A 23673-nucleotide genomic window follows, 5' to 3' on the forward strand; every position below is an offset into this window, starting at 1 on the left:
CTGTTTTGGCCGGCCTTAATTCTTTTTGATGATCTCGGCTGCGTTTTTGTAGATACTGTCTGCCGGAATGCAGCCTCTTACCGGTGAAAGCGGATATATATTCGTATTTCTGCCGATCACAGTTCCAGGGTTCAGCACAGAGCCACATCCAACTTCTACATGGTCACCAAGCATGGCACCAAATTTCTTCAGTCCTGTCTCTATCTTCTCATCACCATCTTTGACAACGACCAGTTTCTTGTCTGACTTAACGTTGGAGCAGATAGAACCTGCGCCCATGTGGGATTTGTATCCAAGAACAGCATCTCCTACATAGTTATAATGCGGAACCTGTACTTTATTAAAAAGGACTGCATTTTTGAGTTCTGTGGAATTTCCGACAACTGCTCCTTCTCCCACAATTACATTTCCACGGATAAATGCACAATGGCGGACTTCCACATCCTTACCGATAATAGCCGGCCCATTGATATAAGCAGTTGGAGCTATTTTGGCAGATTTTGCGATCCATACATTGCCATCCTTACACTCATACTCAGACGGATTGAGTGTCGGACCAAGTTTCATAATAAAATCACTGATTTCCGGGAGAACTTCCCACGGATATGTCTTTCCTTCAAACAACTCTGCAGCTATTGTTTCATTCAAATCCAGAAGATTTGCAACTGTAAAATCTTTTAACATGATTATGATTTTCCTCCTCGTCTGGAAGCCATTGGCTTCGATTTATAATTCGCAGCGGCTGCGTCAAAAAACTGCCGCAGTGCATACTGATAATTACTCTGTTCCACCTGAGCGGTACGCACACGCACAAAATGTTCCAGTTTGTCCATGTACTCCTGTGAAGTAATACTTCCCTCTGCCACATATGTAAGGCCCTTTTCCCAGCTTGCTGTCAGTTCAGGATTCAGAAGCTGACGAATCGAACAGTTTACAACATCAAATATCATCTCTCCAAGAAGCGTTGGTGTGATTACCTGTGTCTTTTTATTTAATGACAAGTATTTGATAGAAACAAGTTTCTTAAGAATCTCTGCTCTTGTTGCACTGGTTCCGATTCCGCTTCCCTTGATCTGTGCTCTCAGTTCCTCATCTTCGATCAGCTGACCTGCATTTTCCATTGCCAGAATCATAGAACCTGAATTATACCGTTTGGGCGGAGACGTTTCTCCCTCTTTAATGTTCAGAGCATCTACGGTCAGTATATCATTCTTTTTCAGTCGCTGCAACGCATTCAAAAGCTGCACGTCACAGGATGCCTCCTCACTGTCTTCTTTGCCGGACTCCTGTGATCTGTCTGCTGCTGATTTTCTGGCAAAAGAATTCGTCGCATATTTCAGGTATCCTTCTTCCTGCAGCACCTTGAAACCGGAAAAGAACTTTTCTTTCTGCATCTCTGTCACCAGATTGACTTTCTGATAAACTGCCGGCGGACAGAAAATACAGAGGAAACGTCGTACGATCGTCTCATAAACTCTCTGTGATGTCTGAGAAAGACTTTTCAGAACATTTAATCCCTGACCTGTCGGGATGATCGCATAATGATCTGTAATCTGTTTATCATTGACATATCTGGTTTTTGCGATTGTTTTGTAAGAACCCATCTGTAAAATCTCATCTGCTGCATTGTCGATCATCAGATATCGACGCAGTCCTGAAATATTTTTATAAATTTCTTTTGCAACCGCACTCGACAGCACTCTGGCATCAGTTCTGGGATAAGTCACCAGTTTTTTCTCATACAATTCCTGTGTAATACGAAGTGTCTCGTCCGGACTGATCTTGAACAGTTTGGAGCAGACATTCTGAAGCTCTGCCAGGTTAAATAAAAGTGGCGGATTTTTGTTTTCTTTTTTGCGTTCCACCTTTTCTACGCGGCAGGACAAGGGTTGTTCCGACTCCAACATCCGAATCAGTTCCTCGGCATGTTTCTTTTCTTTGAAGCCATTCTCCTTATAAAGGTACGGCGACTGGAAATATCTGCTTCCTTCTACTGCTCTCCATTCTCCATCAAAGTGTTCTCCTTCCAGTGCAATACTGGAAAGGACACGGTAAAACGGGGTTTTTACAAAAGATCGGATCTCCCGTTCGCGACGCACAACCATTCCAAGCACACATGTCATGACTCTGCCTACGGAGATTGCCTGATATTTACTGTTCAGGTAATTAGAAACACTGTTGCCATAACGCAAAGTCAGGACTCTGGAAAAATTGATTCCCATCAGATAATCTTCCTTTGCCCGCAAATAGGCAGAATCTGCCAGATTGTCATAGACTGACAGTTCTTTTGCCTCGCGGATTCCTCTAAGGATTTCTTCCTCTGTCTGGGAATCGATCCATACTCTACGCTGCTCTTTATCTTTCACACCCGCCATCTGTGCCACCAGACGATAGATATATTCTCCCTCACGCCCGGAGTCGGTACACACATAAATCGTCTCTACATCCGGACGGTTCAGAAGCCCCTTAACAATGTTAAACTGTTTCTGCACCCCCGGAATCACTTCATACTTAAATTCACGCGGTAAAAAAGGCAGGGTATCCAAACTCCACCTTTTATACTTGATATCATATTTTTCAGGATAGCTCATAGTGACCAGGTGCCCAACACACCAGGTCACTACAGAATCTTCTGATTCCAGATAGCCATCCTTTCTCTGTCCGTTAATTTTTAATGCTTTCGCAAATTCCTGAGCAACACTTGGTTTCTCAGCTATGTATAAGGATTTACCCATATTATTTATCTGCACTCATCTTTCTGAGAGGCCATGCAAGAAGAAGCGCACCGCCTGCCATATTTCCCAAAGTGACGATTATCATGCTCTTAACCATTGCTCCAATGGAAACTCCCGGTACCAGACATCCTGCTGTTACAAAGATACCCATATTTGCCACACAGTGCTCAAATCCGCTGACAACAAATCCAGAAATACACATAACGATCATCAAAAACTTTGCAGCTTCGCTCTTAAGCTTAATGCCACAAAGAACCCCAAGACATACAAAGAAGTTACACAAAACTGCACGGAAAAACATCTGACCTGCCGGAATTGCAAGTTTATTTCCGATAAATCCGGCAAAATAATCTGCTGTTCCGGATGCTCCCGCCCATACAAAAATCAGAGAAAGAATCAGACAGCCAACAAAGTTACCGATATAGCTGACTACCCATACTTTAGCCGCATCGCCCCAGCTGATCTTCTTGTCAAATGCTCCAAATGCCATCACCAGATTATTTCCGGTAAAAAGCTCGCCGCCTACCAGCGAAATCAGCAATACCGCAATCGAGAACACGAGTGCCCCCAGGAATTTCCCCCATGCCGATTCTTCGGCCCCTGAGAACACATTTCCCACAACATTGGAAAAGATCATTGCAACTACAATAAAGAACCCTGCCATGATCGCCCGCATGAAATACTTGAAAAAGTCATTTTTCAGCAGGGTAATCTTCGCGTTTGCTGCATTTGATAGTTTCTGTACATCCTCTTGATTCATAAAAAATACCTCCCTTTCCAAGGAACAGAGTATCTTATAAACTCTTTTGTTCCCTCCACATATTGTATTCTTGCATTATAGCATTTTTGATATAAATTCTCAATATATATACCGCAAAGTTTGATATTTTTATAACAAATTTTCATTTATTTTCGATAACTGTCAGTTATCGAATCTCCAGTGCATAATTTTCCCGGTCAGTCACTTCACCGATCATCGCACAGGAAAGAGCAGATTCACTCAATTCCAGAAGTATCTCTTCTGCTTCATCTGCCGGAACCGCCACAAGAAGTCCGCCGGACGTCTGTGGATCAAAGACCAGATCCTCCCGCCAGAGTTCTGCTGTGCTTATGTAACCAGATTTTGCTGCAAATTCCCGGTTGCGATATGCGCCTCCCGGAATCAGGCCCATAGAGGCGTATTCTTCTACATCTGGAAGAATCGGAAGCGCTTTTGTATCGATCACAAGTGTCTTCTTGCTACCGTCCGCCATTTCCGTTCCATGTCCTCCAAGCCCAAACCCTGTCACATCTGTACAGGCATGAACAGTATGTCTTTTTAATACGTCACGGGCATATCTGTTTAGCGTCTTCATAGATTTCAAAGCTGCTTCCCGTGCCTCTTCAGATACCATATCGGCTTTGATAGCCGTATTCACAATACCCGTTCCAAGCGGTTTTGTAAGGATCAGCCTGTCACCTGTCTGAGCTCCGTAATTCTTCCAGAACTTCTCTGGATGTACAAAGCCTGTTACGCTCAGGCCATACTTCGGTGTATCATCCTGGATCGTATGCCCGCCGGCAAGTACAGCTCCCGCTTCCATTACTTTGTCCGCTCCGCCCTTCAGAATCTCACCAAGGATTGCTGTATCCATATCCTTCGGGAAAGCAACAATATTCAATGCGGTTTTCGGCTCACCACCCATAGCATAGACATCACTCAGTGCATTCGCCGCTGCGATCTGCCCAAAATCATATGGATCATCTGCAACCGGTGTAAAAAAATCCAGTGTCTGAATCATTGCCAGTTCATCCGAAATTCTGTAAACAGCCGCATCATCAGATGTTTCTGTTCCAACAAGAAGATTCGGATCCTGAAATTTCGGCAGTCCACAAAGTACACCTGCCAGCGTTCCCGGACCTACTTTCGCTGCACATCCACAATTGGGGGCGAGCTTTGTAAGATATACCTTCTCCATTTTGCTCAATTTCCTTTCTGTCTTGACCTTATTCGTCTATGATAACATAAATCTTCCGTTTTCTCCATGTCTTTTTTTGACAGAAAAACGCGAAAAACTGCCCTGGCAGATTTTATTTCCTGTCAGGACAGTTCTGGTTAAATATCATTATTTGAAATGATTTTTATTTCTTTGTAATATAGCCTTTTGCTTTCAGAGTTTCTGCACAGAGTACAGCTCCACCGGCAGCTCCTCTTACGGTGTTATGGGAAAGTCCGACGAATTTATAGTCGTAAACGGTATCTTCACGGAGACGTCCAACAGATACACCCATTCCGTGTTCGTAGTTGACATCCTCGCTTACCTGCGGACGGTTGTCTTCTTCCAGATACTGGATGAAATGTTTCGGTGCACTCGGAAGTTCCAGTTCCTGAGGAAGTCCCCTGAAATTCCTAAGTGCTTCGATCAGCTGTTCTTTTGTAGGTTTCTTACGGAATTTAACGAATACTGCAGCTGTATGTCCGTTCAGTACCGGAACACGCAGGCACTGGCATGTGATGACTGGTTCTGTAGCCGGTACGATCACTCCGTCTTCAATCTTACCCCACAGTCTCAACGGCTCTTTCTCGCTCTTTTCTTCTTCTCCACCGATATATGGAATGATATTGTGTTCCATTTCCGGCCAGTCTTTAAATGTCTTTCCTGCTCCGGAAATTGCCTGATATGTAGTAGCAACTACTTCATATGGTTCAAATTCTTTCCAAGCAGTAAGTACCGGTGCATAGCTCTGAATGGAGCAGTTTGGTTTAACAGCGATGAATCCCTTAGTAGTACCAAGGCGTTTCTTCTGATACTGGATCACATCAAAATGTTCCGGGTTGATTTCCGGCACTACCATCGGCACATCCGGTGTCCAGCGATGTGCACTGTTGTTGGAAACAACAGGAGTCTCTGTCTTTGCGTATTCTTCTTCAATCGCTTTGATCTCATCTTTGGACATGTCAACTGCGGAAAACACAAAGTCAACAGTAGAAGCAACTTTTTCTACTTCATTAACATTCATAACTACGATATTCTTTACTGCTTCCGGCATTGGAGTATCCATTTTCCATCTGCCGCCAACAGCTTCCTCATATGTCTTTCCAGCGCTTCTCGGGCTTGCTGCCAGAGTAACGACCTCAAACCACGGATGGTTTTCCAGAAGAGAAATAAATCTCTGTCCTACCATACCTGTAGCACCTAAAATACCGACTCTCAGTTTTTCACTCATAACAATCGTTCTCCTCACTCGTTTATTTCGCATGTGTCTTTGTACGGCACACATCTGTTTTCTTTGTACATACTATACCACTTTAATCAAAAATGCAAGTGGTTTTTAATTATTTTTCAGATATTCTTTGTTCTCTGCAATAATCTGCTCCATCACTTTCGGTCCCGGAGCACCATATGTCTCACGTTTTTCCACACATGTCTTCATGCTGATCGCCTCATAAATATCCTGTTCAAATACAGGTGAGATTTCTTTGTATTCTTCAAGCGGAAGTTCATCAAGAGAGATTCCCTTATCAATACAGGTCAGTACCAGGCGGCCTACAATACCATGTGCATCACGGAACGGAACTCCATGATTTACCAGATAGTCTGCAGCATCTGTAGCATTGGTAAATCCATTCTTTGCACTCGCTTCCATTACGTCTTTGCGGAATTCCATGGTAGAGACCATACCGGTAAATAATGCGATGCAGCCCTTCACGGTATCAATAGCATCAAAGGTAAGTTCTTTGTCTTCCTGCATGTCTTTGTTATATGCAAGCGGAATTCCCTTCATCGTTGTAAGAATAGAAGTCAGTGCACCATAGACACGTCCCGTCTTACCTCTTACAAGTTCTGCAATATCCGGATTCTTTTTCTGCGGCATAATACTGCTTCCGGTGCTGTATGCGTCATCAATCTCCACAAAGCGGTATTCATTGGAATTCCAGAGAATGATTTCCTCGCAGAAACGGCTCAGATGCATCATAACTGTGGACATGGCAGAAAGAAGTTCGATCACATAATCTCTGTCAGATACGGAATCCATACTGTTTCTGGTCGGTCCGTCAAAGCCCAGCAGCTCTGCAGTATAAAATCTGTCCAGCGGATAAGTGGTTCCTGCAAGCGCACCTGCTCCAAGCGGACAGGTATTCATACGTTTACGAATATCAGCCATACGGCTTCTGTCCCTGCGGAACATCTCAAAATATGCCCCTACATGATGTGCCAGTGTAACCGGCTGTGCTTTCTGCAAATGCGTAAATCCAGGCATATATGTGTGCACATTATTCTCCATGATCACCTGAAGAGCTTCCAGAAGTTTCTTCAGTTCTGCATCGATCTCTTCGATCTCATCACGCACATACAATTTCATATCAAGAGCGACCTGGTCATTACGACTTCTTCCTGTATGAAGCTTCTTACCCGGATCTCCGATACGGTCAATCAGATTTGCCTCTACAAAACTGTGAATATCTTCATATTCAGATGTAATCTCCAGTTTTCCGGATTCTACATCTGCAAGAATACTGTCCAGACCGCCAAGGATCTGATCTCTTTCTTCTTCTGTCAGGATGCCCTGCTTGGCCAGCATTCTGACATGAGCTTTACTTCCGCGGATATCCTGTTTATAAAATTTCTGGTCAAATGAAATTGAAGCATTGAAATTGTATACAAGTTTGTCCGTTTCTTTCGTGAAACGTCCTCCCCATAACTGTGCCATAATTTCCTCCTTATAATTCGCTATTTTTGCACTGTCCGTCCATATCATCGCAGGACAGTGCATAATTTCTTACCAGTTTACTACATTCCAGTGAAAAAGTCAAAGAACCGAACCCTCTGAAATTTGTTTTTGTTTCATTTTTTCTTCCTGCTCACGCTTTGAAAAGACACATCCACAATAATTCTGACGATAAAGACCATAGTCGTGTGACAGTTCAATAGAACGTTTATAACCGTTTTTCTTTTTGAAATCAGATGGCAGATGCTTTACTCCATAGATTTCTGCCAGTGCTTCCCCAATTTCATTGATCTTCTCTGCATTTTTCAGAGGACTGATTGACAAGGTCGTCGTAAAGTAATCGTAGTTTCCCTCTTTTGCAAGTTTTGCAGCTTTCTCCATGCGTAGCCGATAACATTTAAAACAGCGTTTCCCACCTTCCGGAACCCTTTCCAGCCCACGGGCCATCTCATAAAATATCTGCGGATCATAAGTTCCCTCCATAATATGAACCGGATGGGTAAACGACATCTCTGCGACAAGCCGTTGGATCTCTGCCACTCTCTTTCGATACTCTTCCTCCAGTGAGATATTTGGATTATAAAAAAATACCGTGATCTCAAAATACTGCGACAGGTATTCTAGAACATAACTGCTGCATGGTGCACAACAGCTGTGCAAAAAAAGACGCGGCACTTTTTCTTCTTTTTGGGTATGTTCAAGGAGCTGATCGAGCTCTCTCTGATAATTTCGTTTATTCAATCCTGTTACCTTCTTTTTCTATCTATATATGGATCGTCTGCTGTAAACTATTTTACGATCCCGATACAACATATCATATCACATGAAATGTTTTTCGCATATCTTAAAATATAGATTCCTGTATACAGATCTGAAATCCGTATGCAAAATTTTACGCATGTATCTTGTGGAGGTATTTTTATGAAACCCCTTCTGGAAATCAGAAATGTTTCTCTTTCTTATCATACCGTATCCGGAGAAACAAAAGCTCTTTCAAATATATCGTTTAACCTAATGCCAAGTGAATTTCTTGCTGTTGTCGGTCCGTCCGGCTGTGGAAAATCCACACTTCTGAACCTAATCTGCGGCATGCTCCTGGCAGAGGAGGGCACGATTCTTATGAACGGCATTCCTCCGTCCTCCGGCGACCCGCGCATCGGATATATGCTCCAGAAAGATCATCTTCTGGAATGGCGAACCATCTATCAGAACGTAATTCTTGGACTTGAGATCCGCAATGAAAAAACGCCAGAAAAGCTTGCTTATATCGAAGAAATGCTAGACACTTACGGACTTGACAAATTCCGTACTGCCCGTCCTTCTCAGTTATCCGGCGGGATGCGACAGCGTGCAGCTCTCATCCGCACACTAGCATTAAAACCAGACCTGCTCCTGCTTGATGAACCTTTTTCTGCTCTGGACTATCAGACACGACTGAATGTCAGCGATGACATCGGACGTATCCTGAAAAAGGAAAATAAGCCGGCAATCTTGGTCACTCATGATATTTCCGAGGCGATCAGTATGGCAGACCGTGTGATAATTCTGACCAAACGTCCTGCCCATGTTGCACGCATTGTCCCAATCCGGCTTTCACTGGATGAGAAGACACCGCTCGCTGCACGCGGTGCACCGGAATTTAAATCCTATTTTAATCTTATATGGAAGGAGCTGAACCAGTATGCCTGAACATTCTCCTGCACAAAAACAGTACCTTCTTCGTGTCCGGCGGAAAAAATATATGATTCACGTGTCCAGGATACTTTTGTTCCTGGGCTTTCTGTTTTTATGGGAAGTGTCTGCCAGACGGAGATGGATTGATTCTTTTATCTTCAGCAGTCCGTCTGAAATCTGGCAGACATTTTTTACAATGATCCAGGATCAGTCCCTGTTTACACATATCGGGATCACCCTGACAGAAACACTGGTCAGTTTTGTGTTTACTGTTTTTCTCGGGATTGGCACAGCAGTTCTTCTGTGGTGCTGTCCGAAACTTTCGCGGATCCTGGAGCCTTACCTCGTCGTCCTAAACAGTCTGCCAAAATCCGCCCTTGCCCCACTCCTGATCGTATGGCTGGGTGCAAATATACGCACAATCATTGTCGCAGGAATGTCTGTGGCGATCTTTGGCTCGATCATCAATCTCTACACTGGCTTCCGCGAAGCTGACCCAGAGAAACTCAAGCTCATCCGCACCCTCGGCGGCACAAAAAAAGACGAACTGACAAAGATTGTCCTTCCGTCTTCTGTGCCCCTCATCTTAAGTGTGATGAAAGTCAATATTGGGTTGTGCCTTGTCGGCGTGATCATCGGAGAATTCATTGGCGCCCGCCAGGGACTTGGATACCTGATCATCTACGGTTCCCAGACGTTTAAGCTGACGTGGGTACTGATGTCCATCGTAATCCTGTGCGTGATTGCAATGGGGCTGTACGCTATTCTGGATTTTATTGAAAAACGTGCACAGAAATGGTAACTTTCCTTAAACTACTACCGTGTCAAGGACATTGGTAGTAGTTTCTCGGATACACTCCAACAAAGGAAATCTGCGGCAGAACTCTGTAATCGTTTAGTACGATTCTGATTTCTCTCACGTTTTCTTTAAAAATCGGAATGATTTTTTTGTAACCGATCACGGTTCCGGTATAGACTTTCTCCCACTCTCCCTGATCCCTTACAAATACTTCAAAAGCCTCTACTCTCTGGCTGTACCGGATTTCTTCTTTTAATACCAGATACCCGGCATCTTCTGCTTCATCCAGTGCGAAGACAAGTTCCACCGGCCTATGGGATTCTTCCAGCAAATTACGAGAAAAGCTTCCCTTCTGCCATTCTCCCAGTTCCTTCAATCGTTCCACATCATTCTCATGCAAAAGCCCGTTCGGCATCGGCGGGATATTCAGAAGAAATGTTGCATTTCCACCAACAGAACCCAGATAAATATGGACCAGTTCCTCCAGGCTTTTTACCTGATCATCCTCTTCCGAATGATAAAACCATCCCGGCCGGATCGAGGTATTTACCTCTGCCGGATACCAGATCAGGGCATGTTCGCCTTCAAGGACGGCACGGCTTCCAAGGTCTTCCATATCACTGGTGATCTTCCTCTGGCGGAATTCTTCATCATCCGACTGCTGGCTTCTTTCTTGAACACTTTCTGCCAGGGCTGTCCTCGCAGGAACTACACTCCACTCAGATTTTCTTACATCGCCGGCTTCATTTCCACACCACCGGATGTCCGGTCCGCAGACGCAGATGCAGGCCTCTGGCTGATAGTTCCGTACACATGCATAATATCTCTCCCAGTTATAAACCTGCTTCTTTCCATTCGGACCTTCCCCACAGGCCCCGTCCAGCCAGACACTGAAGATTTCTCCATACCCGGTCAGAAGTTCCGTCAACTGTGCAATATAATAGTCGTCATATTCTTTCCCGCTTCCATAACATGGCTGATTCCGGTCCCACGGAGAAAGATAGATTCCAAACTTCAATCCATAACGACAGCAGGCATCCGAGACTTCCTGTACTACATCTCCTGCCCCATCCTTCCATGGACTTGAAGCGACACTGTGCTGTGTATATTTCGTCGGCCACAGGCAAAATCCGTCATGATGCTTACAGGTAAGGATCACGCCTTTCATTCCTGCCGCCTTCACCGCCGATACCCATTGCCCGGCATCGAATTCCTGCGGATTAAAAATTCCGGGATCTTCCGTACCGTCTCCCCATTCCCGGTTCGTGTACGTATTCATCCCAAAGTGAAAAAATGCATAAAATTCCGTTTCCTGATACTTAAGCTGACGCTTCGACGGAACAATCTTAATCAATTCCTGGTCTGTCGGCATATCTCTTCTCCTTCTTCAAAAAAATCCAATTCACCCTTTCAATCCGCCTGCACCGATTCCCTGCAGCAGATATCTCTGCCCGATCAGATAAATGATCATGGTTGGAATCATAATGATCACAAGTCCCGCAAACAGTGCGCCCCAGTCTGTCGCATACTTCTGTACTTCAAACAAATTTGCCATTCCGATCGGAAGGGTCTTTTGGGCATCATCGGTCAGGAGGACTAGTGCCAGCGGATATTCATTCCAGAATCCCATCGCGCTCAACATTGTGATCGTTGCAATTCCCGGTTTTGCAAGCGGAACCATAACTTTCAGAAGAAGCTGAAGGTTTGTGGCGCCATCGATCCGTGCAGATTCTTCAAAATCTTTCGGCACCGCAGACATAAAGCCCTGCAGAGTAAAGATGCAGAACGGGAACTGCATGACTGCATAGACCAGGCAGAGTACCGGCAGATTATTCAGCCCGTTGATCGCCTGTAATTCCAGAAACAGCGGGATCATGATATACGTTGCCTGGAGGAAAATACATGCCATATAGATCGTCGAGATCAGTTTGCTTCCGGCAAAACGGTATCTTGCCAGTACATAAGAAATCGGTATGACAAACAGCAGAAGCAATGCCGTAGACAACACTGTCACAAACACAGAATTTCCAAAATACGCCGCAATATTTGCCTTCTGCCATGCAGCGACAAAATTATCCAGATTCAATGATACCGGTAGCGCATAAGGATCTGTCAGATATTCCGCATTCGTCTTGAACGCAGACATCAAATTCCAGAAAAGCGGATAAAGAAAAATAATCGTAAACAGAATCATCAGGATCCTGATACACCAGGTTCTTACAGTTTTCATCAGTGTCCCTCCTATTCTTTCTCAGCTGACAGTTTTCGTGAGATCATCGCAAGCACGATTGCAAGCATAAGCGTAAACATGGCGATCGCCATCGCATAGCCAAAGTTTGCATTCCGCATACCCTGCGTGTACATATACTGCAGAAGGACACTGGAAGCACCGTTCGGACCTCCTCCCGTCATGACATTGGACAGGGTAAAACTCAGATTGATCGTTCCTGACAGAGCAAGGATATAAGTCGTTCCGATGGACCTACGAAGAAGCGGGATCGTGATCTTGAAAAACTTCTGGGCTCCGGTCGCTCCATCGATCGAGGCAGCTTCGTAAATTTCCTGAGAGATCCCGTCGATTGAAGCCACATGCATTACCATATAATAACCGATCGCCTGCCATACCAGTGCAGCACCGATACACCAGAGCGCTGTTTTTCCCTCTCCGAGCCAGGCATGCTTCCAGGAAGAAATGTTAAAAAGATCCAGCATATGATTGAGGATTCCTCTTGTCGGATTAAATACAAAAGACCACACGATTCCGACAACGGTCATAGAGACAACACTTGGAAAAAAGAATACCGTACGATAAAAAGATTTCTCCCGGAGTTCTCCCTGTGTAAGGATGAAAGCAAATACCAGGCTCAGAAAGATCGTCAGTGCCGGAATCACAAGCATCAGTTTAAACGTATTAAAAAGTGCCTGTACAAAGTCCTTGTCTTTGAACATATAAATATAATTATCCAGGAATACAAACTTACTGTTGAATCCAACACTGAGCGCAGTGGAACTGGTAAACGACAGATAGATGGCATTCAGCATCGGTACAATCATAAAAACGATCGTAAGAATCAGCGCGGGAAGCGTACACAAAGCTATAAATAATTTCGGCTTTTTTACCACGTCTGGTCACTCCTTTTTTCAGATTTCAAATCAATTTGGGGTAAAAAAAGGCTGCCGCATACATTTGTGCAGCAGCCTTTTCGCTTAATTGGACAACATTCATTCTGTAAATAACAGATAAGATATTTATTTGGCAGCTTCCTGATCTGCACGAACCTGTGCAAAAGCATCTTCTACGTTCTGTGCCCACTCTTCTACTGTCATTTCATCGTTCATAACAGAAGTGATCGGGTTGAAGATCTCATCTTTTGGATTGATCTTGCAGTCAGCCGGAACTGCTGAGAAGCTCATGATCAGAGAAGATGCATTTGCTTCATCATAGATTCCGTACATATTGTAGATTGCTGTAGAAAGTTTATCTTTTGCTACTTCACGGGCACTCTTTGTTGCATAAAGGGCACCGGAAGCTTCTGCAAATGCAGATACAGATTCATCGCTGTACAGGAAACGGAGGAATTCTTTTGCAAGTTCCTGATTCTTTGCAGCTGCCGGAATAGAGAACTGCTCACAGCTGTCAAATACATAGTGGACATCGTCTGCATTCTCTGTCGGGATCGGCGCCATGGCAAACTCAAATCCGTCTTCTCTCGGAGCATCCTGCATCTCATTTTCCATCCAGGTTCCGTTTGTGATAAAAGCAGCTTTTCCAAGCATCATCTCTGTCTGGGATTCTGTATGGTTCATACCTACCGTACCTTCCAGAAGATATCCCTTGTCTGCGATCTCTTTGATATGAGTGAGGGCTTTCAGCACGCCTTCGTTATTGAAAGAACCTTCTTCATAATTTGCAATCTTTGTGAGTGCTTCTTCGCCGCACTCATTTGCGATTGCCGGCCAGAGCATTTCTTCCATGTATCCCGGATAGATTCCCTGATAAGTGAAGAGAGAACGTCCGTCGATATCTTTGACTGTATCGCCAAGTGCAAAGAACTCATCCCAGGTCTTCGGAACTTCCAGATTATTTTCATCGAAGAATGTCTTGTTGTAGATCAGTCCCTGCGGACCGCTGTTAAAAGGTGCGAGATAGATATCACCATCTCCATATGGGGCACATTTACTGCTTGCAAGGATTCCATCTGTGATATCATCACGAAGTGTACCGGTTCCTGCATAGTTCTCGCCATCAAAGACATCATTCAGGTTCAGAAGTGCATGTTCTTTGATCAGAGAAAGGATCACGCCGTCCTCACCGCCATCATTCAGACAGATAAAATCCGGTACATTTCCGGCAACGATTTGTGGACGGATGATATCACCGATGGTAGGGCTGATGGTCATGTTCACTTTCACACCCTCATGGCTTTCCTCAAAAAGTTCTACCATCTGATTCCAGTAAGCATCTCCGTATCCACCCTGGAAGATCGCGATGTTCAGTTCCTGTTCTTCTGCGTCTGCAAATGCAGTGATCGGTGAGAGTACGGTAGCCGCGCTCATCGCAAGAATCATAGTAGAAGCTGCAAATCTTTTCTTCATATGTTTGTTTCCTCCTTCATGTTGGCTTTTTTACGTTCGCCTTATGATGACAGTATACGGCAAAATATTTTTGTAGTAAATTAACAAAACGCCCCTACTTATGGAACTTTCTCTTGTAAAAATTATACGATATGGATTTTCTTGTGATAAATATGTACAATCTTTGTCTATTTACGTTTTGGATGGATTATCCTGACTTTTTTTAGTATAATGGATAAAAAGGTGGGGGAAAAATGAATAAAAAACAAGGTTATCAGGGATTTCGTAAATTCAGTATCAAAACAAGGCTTGTCATTGCCCTTTTGCTGATATCGATTATACCATTGGCAGGAATCAGTGGCTATTCCTTTCATATCTTTTCCGTAGCACTTCGGGAAAAACTTTCTGCTTCCATTTCCCAGACTTTATCAATGATCAATCTGAATATGGTAAGTGAAATCGAAAAATATCAGTATCTGTGCGGCTCTATCTGCATCAGCGAAGAGATCAAGGACGGGCTTCTGAACAAAGATATGTCAGATATTGAGAAAAATCAGGCGATCAATGAGATCCAGAGCATGATCCGTACCAAGATCATCTATCCGGCGCAGGCCAAAAATATCACGGTATACGATACCGACGGAAATATTTTTTATGACCTTGGCTATGACGGTTTCTATCAGAATGATGTGGATATGCTCCTTGACCGGCTGCGCCAGGAAAATCAGGATGTATGGGCGTATGTGCACACCTACCGCGACAGAGATATCCTGGTCCTTGGAAGAAGAATCTATGAGCAGTACAGTGAAAGCCGCGTCATCGGTTACACCCTGATTTCCATCGATGAGAAGATTTTTTCCAAGACCGTGCTCGAACCGGTAGGGCTGGCAGATTCTTCTAATATTATGTATATGAATATGGACGGTACTGTTCTTTCCTCTTGGGACCGAAATATCGCACTCGGTGAAAAGGTTGACAGCGAATTTCTCAAAAACATCCAGCAGAAGCTTCCTTCCAGAACCGATTCCTTCAGCATCCACAAAGATGGCGAAGAACAGCTGGTCACTTATATTTTCAACAAAAAGCTTAACCAGCTTTTTGTGTACACCATGCCTTATCATTATATCAATTCCGAAGTTTATACCATGCTTCGCCGAATCCTGATCGTGGCAGTGATCCTGGTCCTCACGTGCATCGGGATCGTCGCAATGGTATATCCGGGAATCACCTCCCCGATCAGAAGCATGCTGGATTTCTGTAAAGAATTATCCCACGGAAACCTGGATGTCCGTATTCAGGATAACCACAAAGACGAACTTTCAGACCTGTCCGGCAGCATGAACCACATGGCAGATACCATCCAGAATCTGCTCGAACAGCAAAAAGAACAGGAAAAGAAAAAGAGAGAGCTTGAACTTCAGATGCTCCAGTATCAGCTCAATCCTCATTTTCTTTTTAACACCTTAAACAGCCTACGCTTTGTAGCAGCCATGCACAATGATCAGATCGTCAGCGATGGGATCCAGGCACTCAGCAGTCTTCTTCAGAACACGCTCACGAATAAGAATGAATATATCACCGTGCAGGAAGAACTTGAAAATTTGGAAAATTATTTTGCCATTCTCCGCATCCGGTATGCAGGAAGTTTCGAATATTCTTTCCATGTGGAGGATGAAGAGCTGCTCTCCTGTCTCGTTCCCAAGCTGATCCTGCAGCCGCTCGCCGAAAATTCTGTAATGCATGGTTCTTCCGATGACGGTTCTGTCATGGAGATCCATATTACCTGCTGGAAGGAAGACGGACATATGATCCTGGAACTTCAGGATGACGGAAAAGGATTCGAGATAACCCGGACTGATCTGAACCCGCACAAGGACCGCAAAAAAATCGGCGTAGCAAATGTAAATGACCGGATCCAGCTGAACTTCGGACGGGAATACGGATTAAAGATTGACAGTCACCCGTGCGAAGGCACCACCTGTACCCTGACACTGCCAAAGCTTTATGCTGATACCCTGTCACAACAGCCTGAAGAATAGACAAGCCGCTCAGAAAGGACTCAAATGTACAGTATACTTATTATAGATGATGAACCCATTGTAAAAATCGCCCTCCGTTCGATCCTCCCCTGGGAAGAACACGGTTTTTCCATTTGCGGGACCGCTTCAAACGGTCTGGAAGCCATGTCTCTCATTGAGAAGCATCAGCCGGATGTAATCATCACCGACCTCAAAATGCCGGAAATGGACGGACTGGAACTGATCCGTACTTTGAAAGAAAAAAATTATCCCGGAGAGATCCTTGTCCTCAGCAATTATGAGGATTTTGATTCTGTGCGGAGCGCGCTCCTTCTGGGTGCAGCAGACTATCTGCTAAAAGTCAAGATCAGTCCGGACACCCTTCTCGCCTGCCTGAACAAAACGACCGAAAAACTGCAGGAAAAAGCCGACAGGAAAGTTCCTGTTCCAGCCGAAACTGTATCCGAGAACAGAACCCGCCTACTCCTCTCCTTTTTTGAGGGAGAGACTTCCCTTTCCTCCTTTACAGGTCAAAACGCCGGCACAGACCTGCGCTTTATGCAGGAACCATGCGCCGTCTGCTATGTGACCTTTGAAAAGTTTCTGTCCAATGAAGCCTTTTCTATCTCGGGGAAACTTCTGCGTGATATGATCCTGGACGCAGTACAGGGCGTACTTCAGCCATATATCCTTGTACTGAACGATTACAGTGCACTGGTAGTCTTTTCCCAGAAAGAACTGGATGCAGGTCAGATGAAAGTCGATCAGCTCGTAAAAAAGCTGTACAACCGCTTCACCATGTACCAGTCCTTTGCCCCGGATATGCCATATCAGGAAAATCTTCCAGACTATGAAGAAGCCAGAAACATCTATCAGACCTTTACCATAAATGAAGGGCATTATACAGACGATATTGCTAAAACCCTCGCATATATCGAAGGAAATTACATGCACCGGCTCACATTGTCCTCCATTTCCGCAAATGTCAGCTTAAGTTCCAGCTATCTGTGCCGTGTTTTTAAATCGGAGGTAGGAACAAGCATCACCAGTTATCTGAACAATCTCCGAATACGAAAAGCCGCCACCATGATCAAAGACAACAGGCTTTCTCTCAAGGAGATCTCCACAATGGTAGGAATCAATGACCAGCTCTATTTCAGCAGGCTGTTTAAGAAATGTATGGGAATTTCTCCCTCGGAATACGGGAAACGATTTCATCAGTAAATCTCAAAAAGGTATGAAACCACAGATTTAGCTTCTATGATCTCATACCTTTTTTCTTATCACATCATTCTTCTATTTCTTAGATATTTTCGCTTCTCAGATCTGATACCACTTGATCTCATTTGCTTCCATGTGAAGTTCGAAGCAGCTTCCATCGCCTTTGTATACAACAGTATCCTGCGGCTCGTAGGTGTTGTTTACGACACAGTATTTGCCGTTCTTTACATAGGCGTGGACTTCTACATTGTAATTTGTGGAATACCAGCAGTTCAGTTCTTCCTCTGCAGATGCGGACCAGAGGACTGCACGGTAGAGGACACGGCTGTTCTTGAAGCTGTACGGAAGTCCGCTGATATAGACACCACGGCCTTTTCCGAAGTTCTTCACTGCCATCTGCACTTCCTGGTCTTTCTGGATCAGAATCTCAGTTCCGTCAAGTGCATAAATATTTTTCTTTCCTTCACCGAAATCAACGTCTCCGTCACTGTCTGACAGGATAAAGTGATCTCTATGTTCTTCCCAGTTGTATTTGTCTTTGTTCAGGTTGAAGCCGTTTTCTTCTTCTACTCCAAGTACATCGTCAAGCTGGAAATAATGTCCCTGCCACTGATGGGCTGCCGGTTCGCCGACTCCGATGAAGCCGCCGCCATTGTAGACAAATTCTTTTACTGCAGTGATGATCGTTTCGTTTACCCAGTACTCGCCGCCGCTTTGTGCAGTATCTGCATCGCCTACGTTGATCACAACATCAAAGTTTTTCAGCAGATCCTTATTTTCCAGGATATCATCAAAGCTGATGAAGGAAACATCAAACGGTGCGCCGCTCAAAGCCTCGATGATCCCGAAATAAGAATAATTCTGTTTATAATAAATTGCGTGATGTACCATGTGGTTGCCCCAGGAGCGCATTTTACCCCAGCAGTTCAGGACCGCTACACGCTTCACACAGTATGGGGTCACACCCTGGATGTTATCATAGAGTGTACGGAATTCCTGGCATACCTCTTTGATATACTGTACAAAATCCGGGAATTCCAGGGCAAGTTTCAGGTATCCGCCGTAACCGATTCTCTGGATCGGGCTTCGAAGGATCGCACGCCTTGCTGTTACCCAGTTTACTTTGGCTTCCTTGACCGGATCGCCGCCCTCATGGAAGGTATCCGGGAAAAAGTACGGAAGGAAACGTCCTTCTGTATATTTTACATTCTTGATATCGCTGAACAGGCGCAAGGTCGCACCGTTTCCGACACTTCCAACGACAGCATCCAGTCCGATTGAAGCAAACTCGTCCATAAACGGCTCCATACCGATCCAGTGATCGCCCATGAACATCATAGCTTCTTTGCCGCATTCATGGACAATGTCTACCATCTCTTTGGCAAGCTTCGCAACTTCTCTTCTCTGGAAAGCCTGGAAGTCCTTGAATTCTTTGGATGGAATACGGTATGTATTATTCATGTAACCCTGATCGATAATATATTCCGGGCGGAACGCATATCCCACTTCTTTTTCGAATTGTTCAAGGATATACGGACTGACAGATGCGGAGTAACCGAACCAGTCTACATATTTTTCTCTCGCAAACTCATCAAAGATCAGGGTAAACTGATGGAAAAATGTCGTAAAACGTACTACATCCACATATTGATGCGTATCAAGGAAACGACGGAGACGCTCCAGGGAATGTGCTCTTGTCTTCGGCTGACGCACATCAAAAGTGATCTGCGGCTCTACGTCCTTCCAGTCATTTACGACAGCATTATACATATGAACCGGGTCCCACATGATATATGCCAGAAAGCTGACCGTATATTCATGAAAAAGTTTCGCCGGTGCGATCACGACATTTCCACTCTCTTCGTCATAAGACCACCGATCTGTCGGAACGACTTCGCCTGTGGTACGGTCAATGACTTCCCACCATCTGGTGATATCATCACGGGTATTTACTTTCAACATGTCCGGGTAGAGATGGTCCATAAGGTTGATCTCAAGTTTCTCCTCCGTTGCTGTATGGAAAGAACTCATGATGTACATCTGCTGGATCTCATCCGGGTTTGCCTTTGCCCATGCATTATCTTTTCTTGTTGTATAATAAGTAGCGTAGATCTTTGCACCTGTGTCTTTGAGTTCTGCCGGGAACTCTGTTCCATCGCAGTCACGAATCGCATCTGCGCCCCATTCCTCTACGATATCCAGTGTTTCTTTTACCACATCCAGGTTTGTCGGGATCGTAACTCTGCCTTTGTTCTGACTCATAGGTGTACCTCCGTTTTATATTTATGGATTTCTTTTATCATCTGTTTTTGTTTTATTTCAGATACTATCAGAATACGTTGTTTTTGTCTGTTTTTCAACGTTGTTCTTGCTATACTTTTTAGAAATCTTGCGGTATTTTATCTTTTGTGCTATCCTGACAGTTGAAAAACTTTTCGGTCCTGGGAGGTACATATGAGCACACAGTTTTTTTCTTTTTCAGATGATACGCCTTTTTCAACAGAAGCAGTCCTGGTGAACGCCTCTTCTTCTCATTATGAGGAAGACTGGCCCAGCATCCCACATACCCATGCCTTCACGGAACTCTTTTACGTCAGTGAGGGAAGTGGAGAATTCCTGATTGAAAACCAGCATTTTTCTATTAAAAAAGACGACCTGATCATCGTCAACCCTCATATTCAGCACACGGAAATTTCCTTAAGTGCCTCGCCACTTTCTTATTATACGGTCGGTGTGGACGGGATCAGTTTTTCCTTTCATGACCAGAAGGAATTCCAGATCTTTCACTACCACCAGAAGCACGCCGACCTTTTATTTTATTTTCATTCTCTTTTTCAGGAACTGGATGAAAAAAATGATGGTTATGAAGAGATCTGCAAACACACGCTGGCCATTCTGATCTCTCAGCTCCGTCGTTTTGCTGTCTCTGATTTTCAGTTGTTTCCATCCTTTCATCCAAGCAAAGAATGCGCCCTTGTCAAGCGATATCTGGATTCCCACTACAGCGATGACATCAATCTGGAACAGCTTGCCAGCTTAAGCCATCTGAATAAATATTATCTGAGTCACGAATTCACGCGCTACTACGGAATCTCTCCGATCAGCTATCTGACCCACCGCCGGATCGAAGTATGCAAAAATCTCCTGGAGAATACAGACCATGAAATCTCGGATATCGCTCATCTTGCCGGATTTTCCTCGCAGAGTTATCTGGCTCAGAGTTTCCGGAAATACTGTGGCATGACTGCCGGAGAGTACCGCCGCAGCAAAAAAAATCAAACGATATGACAGATGGTATCTGCTTTCAGCATTATTTTCTTCTCAATTCCGTTGTACAAAAGTATGCGTACCATATCTGTCTGTGATTGCAGACTGCATTCTGTAATGCATCTGTCTTTCCATGCAAAGTCAATGGTAATGCCGCCCGGTGCCCTAAGGCCGCTTATCTTTCCATCCTTCCATTCCTCCGGAAGCGCCGGAAGAAAGAAGATCCTGTCATCCTGATACTGTACCAGCATTTCCAGCACAGCAGCCGCAAACCCGAAATTCCCGTCGATCTGAAATGGCGGATGTGCACAGAGCATATTCGGGTAGGTCCCGCCGCCAACCAGACTGCAGTTTTCTTCTTTTGTAACGTGAAGCTGATTTTTCAAGAGCTTCAACGCACGCTCTCCATCTCCGAGCCGCGCCCAGAGACACGCCTTCCATGCCATGCACCAGCCGGTTCCCTCGTTCCCTCTTCTGTCCAGAGCTACGCGGCAGGCAGCCAGAAGTTCTTTATCTTCTCTGTGGATCAGATTTCCTGGATAAAGGCCGTATAGCTGTGAAACATGTCTGTGGTGCATATCCACCTCAGGATAGTCCAGGTACCACTCCTGAAGCTGTCCTTCTTTCCCGATCTTAAATGGCAGCAGTTTTTTGAGTGCAGCTTTTACTTCATCCATAAGGTCGGTGATATCAAGGATCTCGCAGGCTTTCAGATAATTTCCAAACAATTCCTTCAGAATACTGCAATCCATTGTCGAACCAAAGGTCACACTATGGACACTGTGATCCGAGGCTGTAAATGTATTTTCCGGCGACGTGGATGGAGCAGTGACGAGGTATCCGTCATAAGGCACCAGATATCCCAGATAAAATTCCACTGCTCCCCGGATAAGCGGAAAGGCTTTTTTTCTCAAAAACTCTCTGTCCAGTGTATAACGGTAATGCTCCCACAGATGACTGCAGAGCCACCCGGAGCTCATCGGCCACATAGAGTAGGTACAGGGATTTTCATCCTGCCCGAAATATCCGACCGGGCTGGAATGTCCCCAGATATCCACATTATGATGGCTCACCCATCCATTCAGATGATAGACTTCTTTTGCTGTCTTTTTTCCATGCGAGGCAGTCCGTTCAATCAGATCGAACAGCGACTCATGGCAGTCGCTTAAATTCGCCTTCTCTGCCATCCAATAATTCATTTCTGTATTGATATTTACCGTATAGTTGCTGCTCCACGGAGCTCTCAAGTTATGGTTCCAGATTCCCTGCAGGTTTGCACACTGTGTGCCAGGCTTAGAGGAAGAGATCATAAGATAACGGGCATAGTGAAACATTTTTGTTATAAGATCATTCTGTATGCCAGGATCCAACGTAAGATCCATCCGGTCAAAATATGCTGCATATGCCTTCTTATGAGCTTCCTTTAATTGTGGATATGAAAGGTCACAGATCTGTTCCAGCATCTGTTTCTTTCTGGATAAGTAGGAGTCCTGTGCCTGAAAATCCGTTATCCCGGACAGATAAATATACACATCACCGTCTGCAGTTACAAGAAGTGTGTTGTCTTTTTGGCGGATACAGCCTTTCGGTGCCTGCACGGAAATACCGATTGCAAACCGTGTTCCTTTTCCTTCTTCATAGACGATCGGCTGCTCACAGGAATAATACAACGGTGCCGCATAGACCGGAGCCTGTCCCTCAAGCACAAGTTCACTTGTCCCATAACCAGAACAGACATGTCTTATCTGGCTGTCCAGAGAAATACGCAGTTCCAGACTGCTGCCTGCATCTGCTCTATAATGAAGTGCCATGACCGGTTCTGACATACTTACAAAAAATTCTCTTAGATATCCCTGTCCGTCCTGACGATATACAACCTGTTCCAGCGCATCTTTAATCGAAAGCTGTCTCTGGTATGATCCATGCTCTTTTAATTCAGGTATATTTGCATCAATATGCAGATTTCCTGCCGGAAGGTAGCTCTCTGTCCAATCACCAAGGATGTTTTCTTTACAATAGGCTTCCGCTTCTTCATACTCTCCGTCAAAGATCTTCTGGCGCAAAAAATCCCAGTCCACATCTGTATTTTTGTTTTCTTTGCTTCTTCCGGTTCCAGACCAGAGTGTATCCAGATTCAGCTCGATCTTTTCCTCTCGAAGCCGTCCATATGACATCGCTCCCATAGAGCCGTTCCCCAGAGGAAGTGCCTCATTCCATGCTTCTGCCGGTCTGTCAAAAGCCAGTGTTAAATAATCCATTCCATTTTCCCTCATTGAATCAGATTTATCTCTGAACGTATTTTCAGTTCCATCGTTTTCACAATCAGCTCATTTCAAAAGCTTTTCCCTTCAGAGGCAGTCCTGCCACTTCTGCCAGCCGGTCAATTCTTCCATTGTCCAGCCGAATTCCGAATGGCACACCAAAATGTGTGATTTTCAGATAGCCATCCTCTTCCTTCAATTCCGGAAGCCGATTCATCAATTCCTTTTTTTCCATCTGCAGGAATTTCTCTGCCCACTCATCACAGAGTTTGATATAATTGGATGTTCTTTCCTCTGCCACAGTACACCCTCCTCATATGACTTTTCTTTTTCTGTATTATACCTCTGTCAGACATTTTTCCGCAAGAAAAAAGACCTTCTACAGAAATTCATTTTCCATAGAAAGTCTTTTC

The 23673-nt window shown here is 44.6% G+C and carries 19 protein-coding genes; 5 read left to right on the top strand and 14 right to left on the bottom strand.

Annotated features, from left to right (window positions below; all coding sequences use genetic code 11):
• Nucleotides 1–15: 15 nt before the first annotated feature.
• From NQ503_RS10665 to NQ503_RS10695, 7 genes are all read right to left on the bottom strand, one after another.
• Nucleotides 16–684 (bottom strand): acyltransferase, encoded by a 669-nt coding sequence (locus tag NQ503_RS10665; protein WP_005422268.1) that lies wholly within the window; start codon nucleotides 682–684, stop codon nucleotides 16–18.
• A 2-nt stretch (nucleotides 685–686) separates the two neighbouring features.
• Nucleotides 687–2735: a DNA topoisomerase gene (locus NQ503_RS10670; protein WP_117627737.1), complete on the bottom strand. Its 2049-nt coding sequence runs from the start codon at nucleotides 2733–2735 to the stop codon at nucleotides 687–689.
• A 1-nt stretch (nucleotide 2736) separates the two neighbouring features.
• On the bottom strand, nucleotides 2737–3495 hold the full coding sequence (locus NQ503_RS10675; protein ID WP_005422262.1) for a formate/nitrite transporter family protein: 759 nt from the start codon (nucleotides 3493–3495) through the stop codon (nucleotides 2737–2739).
• 166 nt (nucleotides 3496–3661) lie between these two features.
• Nucleotides 3662–4693 (bottom strand): selenide, water dikinase SelD, encoded by a 1032-nt coding sequence (gene selD, locus NQ503_RS10680; RefSeq protein WP_005422259.1) that lies wholly within the window; start codon nucleotides 4691–4693, stop codon nucleotides 3662–3664.
• Nucleotides 4694–4856: 163 nt separating this feature from the next.
• On the bottom strand, nucleotides 4857–5942 hold the full coding sequence (gene asd, locus NQ503_RS10685) for an aspartate-semialdehyde dehydrogenase (RefSeq protein WP_005422257.1): 1086 nt from the start codon (nucleotides 5940–5942) through the stop codon (nucleotides 4857–4859).
• A gap of 105 nt (nucleotides 5943–6047) precedes the next feature.
• Nucleotides 6048–7427 (bottom strand): argininosuccinate lyase, encoded by a 1380-nt coding sequence (argH, locus tag NQ503_RS10690; protein WP_044924829.1) that lies wholly within the window; start codon nucleotides 7425–7427, stop codon nucleotides 6048–6050.
• Nucleotides 7428–7526: 99 nt separating this feature from the next.
• Nucleotides 7527–8186, bottom strand: coding sequence for an epoxyqueuosine reductase QueH (locus tag NQ503_RS10695; RefSeq protein ID WP_044924828.1), 660 nt, complete (start codon nucleotides 8184–8186; stop codon nucleotides 7527–7529).
• Nucleotides 8187–8366: 180 nt separating this feature from the next.
• On the opposite strand from NQ503_RS10695, the gene NQ503_RS10700 reads away from it, so the two are divergent.
• Entirely contained in the window at nucleotides 8367–9134 is a 768-nt protein-coding gene (locus tag NQ503_RS10700) for an ABC transporter ATP-binding protein (RefSeq protein ID WP_044924826.1), read from the top strand.
• Nucleotides 9127–9921 carry an ABC transporter permease gene (locus NQ503_RS10705; protein WP_005422252.1) on the top strand — a complete coding sequence of 265 codons (795 nt, stop codon included), beginning with the start codon at nucleotides 9127–9129 and terminating at the stop codon, nucleotides 9919–9921. Before NQ503_RS10700 ends, NQ503_RS10705 begins: the two co-directional genes overlap by 8 nt.
• Before the next feature lie 22 nt (nucleotides 9922–9943).
• Here NQ503_RS10705 and NQ503_RS10710 read toward each other — a convergent pair whose 3' ends face one another.
• From NQ503_RS10710 to NQ503_RS10725, 4 genes are all read right to left on the bottom strand, one after another.
• Nucleotides 9944–11290, bottom strand: coding sequence for an alpha-L-fucosidase (locus tag NQ503_RS10710; RefSeq protein WP_005422251.1), 1347 nt, complete (start codon nucleotides 11288–11290; stop codon nucleotides 9944–9946).
• 30 nt (nucleotides 11291–11320) lie between these two features.
• On the bottom strand, nucleotides 11321–12148 hold the full coding sequence (locus tag NQ503_RS10715; protein WP_044924823.1) for a carbohydrate ABC transporter permease: 828 nt from the start codon (nucleotides 12146–12148) through the stop codon (nucleotides 11321–11323).
• An 11-nt stretch (nucleotides 12149–12159) separates the two neighbouring features.
• Nucleotides 12160–13041 carry a carbohydrate ABC transporter permease gene (locus tag NQ503_RS10720; RefSeq protein WP_044924820.1) on the bottom strand — a complete coding sequence of 294 codons (882 nt, stop codon included), beginning with the start codon at nucleotides 13039–13041 and terminating at the stop codon, nucleotides 12160–12162.
• 126 nt (nucleotides 13042–13167) lie between these two features.
• Nucleotides 13168–14514 carry a carbohydrate ABC transporter substrate-binding protein gene (locus tag NQ503_RS10725; RefSeq protein WP_005422245.1) on the bottom strand — a complete coding sequence of 449 codons (1347 nt, stop codon included), beginning with the start codon at nucleotides 14512–14514 and terminating at the stop codon, nucleotides 13168–13170.
• Nucleotides 14515–14747: 233 nt separating this feature from the next.
• On the opposite strand from NQ503_RS10725, the gene NQ503_RS10730 reads away from it, so the two are divergent.
• The gene (locus NQ503_RS10730; RefSeq protein WP_005422242.1) at nucleotides 14748–16532 is read left to right on the top strand and encodes a cache domain-containing sensor histidine kinase; all 1785 of its coding nucleotides are present in this window, start codon (nucleotides 14748–14750) and stop codon (nucleotides 16530–16532) included.
• Between the two features lie 24 nt (nucleotides 16533–16556).
• Nucleotides 16557–17735 (top strand): response regulator transcription factor, encoded by a 1179-nt coding sequence (locus NQ503_RS10735; protein WP_005422240.1) that lies wholly within the window; start codon nucleotides 16557–16559, stop codon nucleotides 17733–17735.
• Between the two features lie 96 nt (nucleotides 17736–17831).
• On the opposite strand, the gene gnpA is transcribed toward NQ503_RS10735, so the two are convergent.
• Nucleotides 17832–19994, bottom strand: a complete 2163-nt coding sequence (gene gnpA / locus NQ503_RS10740; protein ID WP_005422239.1) for a 1,3-beta-galactosyl-N-acetylhexosamine phosphorylase — start codon at nucleotides 19992–19994, stop codon at nucleotides 17832–17834.
• Between the two features lie 192 nt (nucleotides 19995–20186).
• Between gnpA and NQ503_RS10745 the strand changes: the two genes are divergently transcribed.
• Complete coding sequence (locus NQ503_RS10745) at nucleotides 20187–21020, top strand: helix-turn-helix transcriptional regulator (RefSeq protein WP_005422221.1); 834 nt, start codon at nucleotides 20187–20189, stop codon at nucleotides 21018–21020.
• On the opposite strand, the gene NQ503_RS10750 is transcribed toward NQ503_RS10745, so the two are convergent.
• Both NQ503_RS10750 and NQ503_RS10755 read right to left on the bottom strand, forming a co-directional pair.
• On the bottom strand, nucleotides 21008–23257 hold the full coding sequence (locus tag NQ503_RS10750; RefSeq protein ID WP_044924817.1) for a glycoside hydrolase family 95 protein: 2250 nt from the start codon (nucleotides 23255–23257) through the stop codon (nucleotides 21008–21010). The genes NQ503_RS10745 and NQ503_RS10750 overlap by 13 nt on opposite strands.
• 64 nt (nucleotides 23258–23321) lie before the next feature.
• Entirely contained in the window at nucleotides 23322–23561 is a 240-nt protein-coding gene (locus tag NQ503_RS10755) for a hypothetical protein (RefSeq protein WP_044924815.1), read from the bottom strand.
• Nucleotides 23562–23673 lie beyond the last annotated feature (112 nt).

The sequence above is a fragment of the Blautia obeum ATCC 29174 genome, from assembly GCF_025147765.1.
Classification (GTDB): Bacteria; Bacillota; Clostridia; order Lachnospirales; family Lachnospiraceae; genus Blautia_A; species Blautia_A obeum.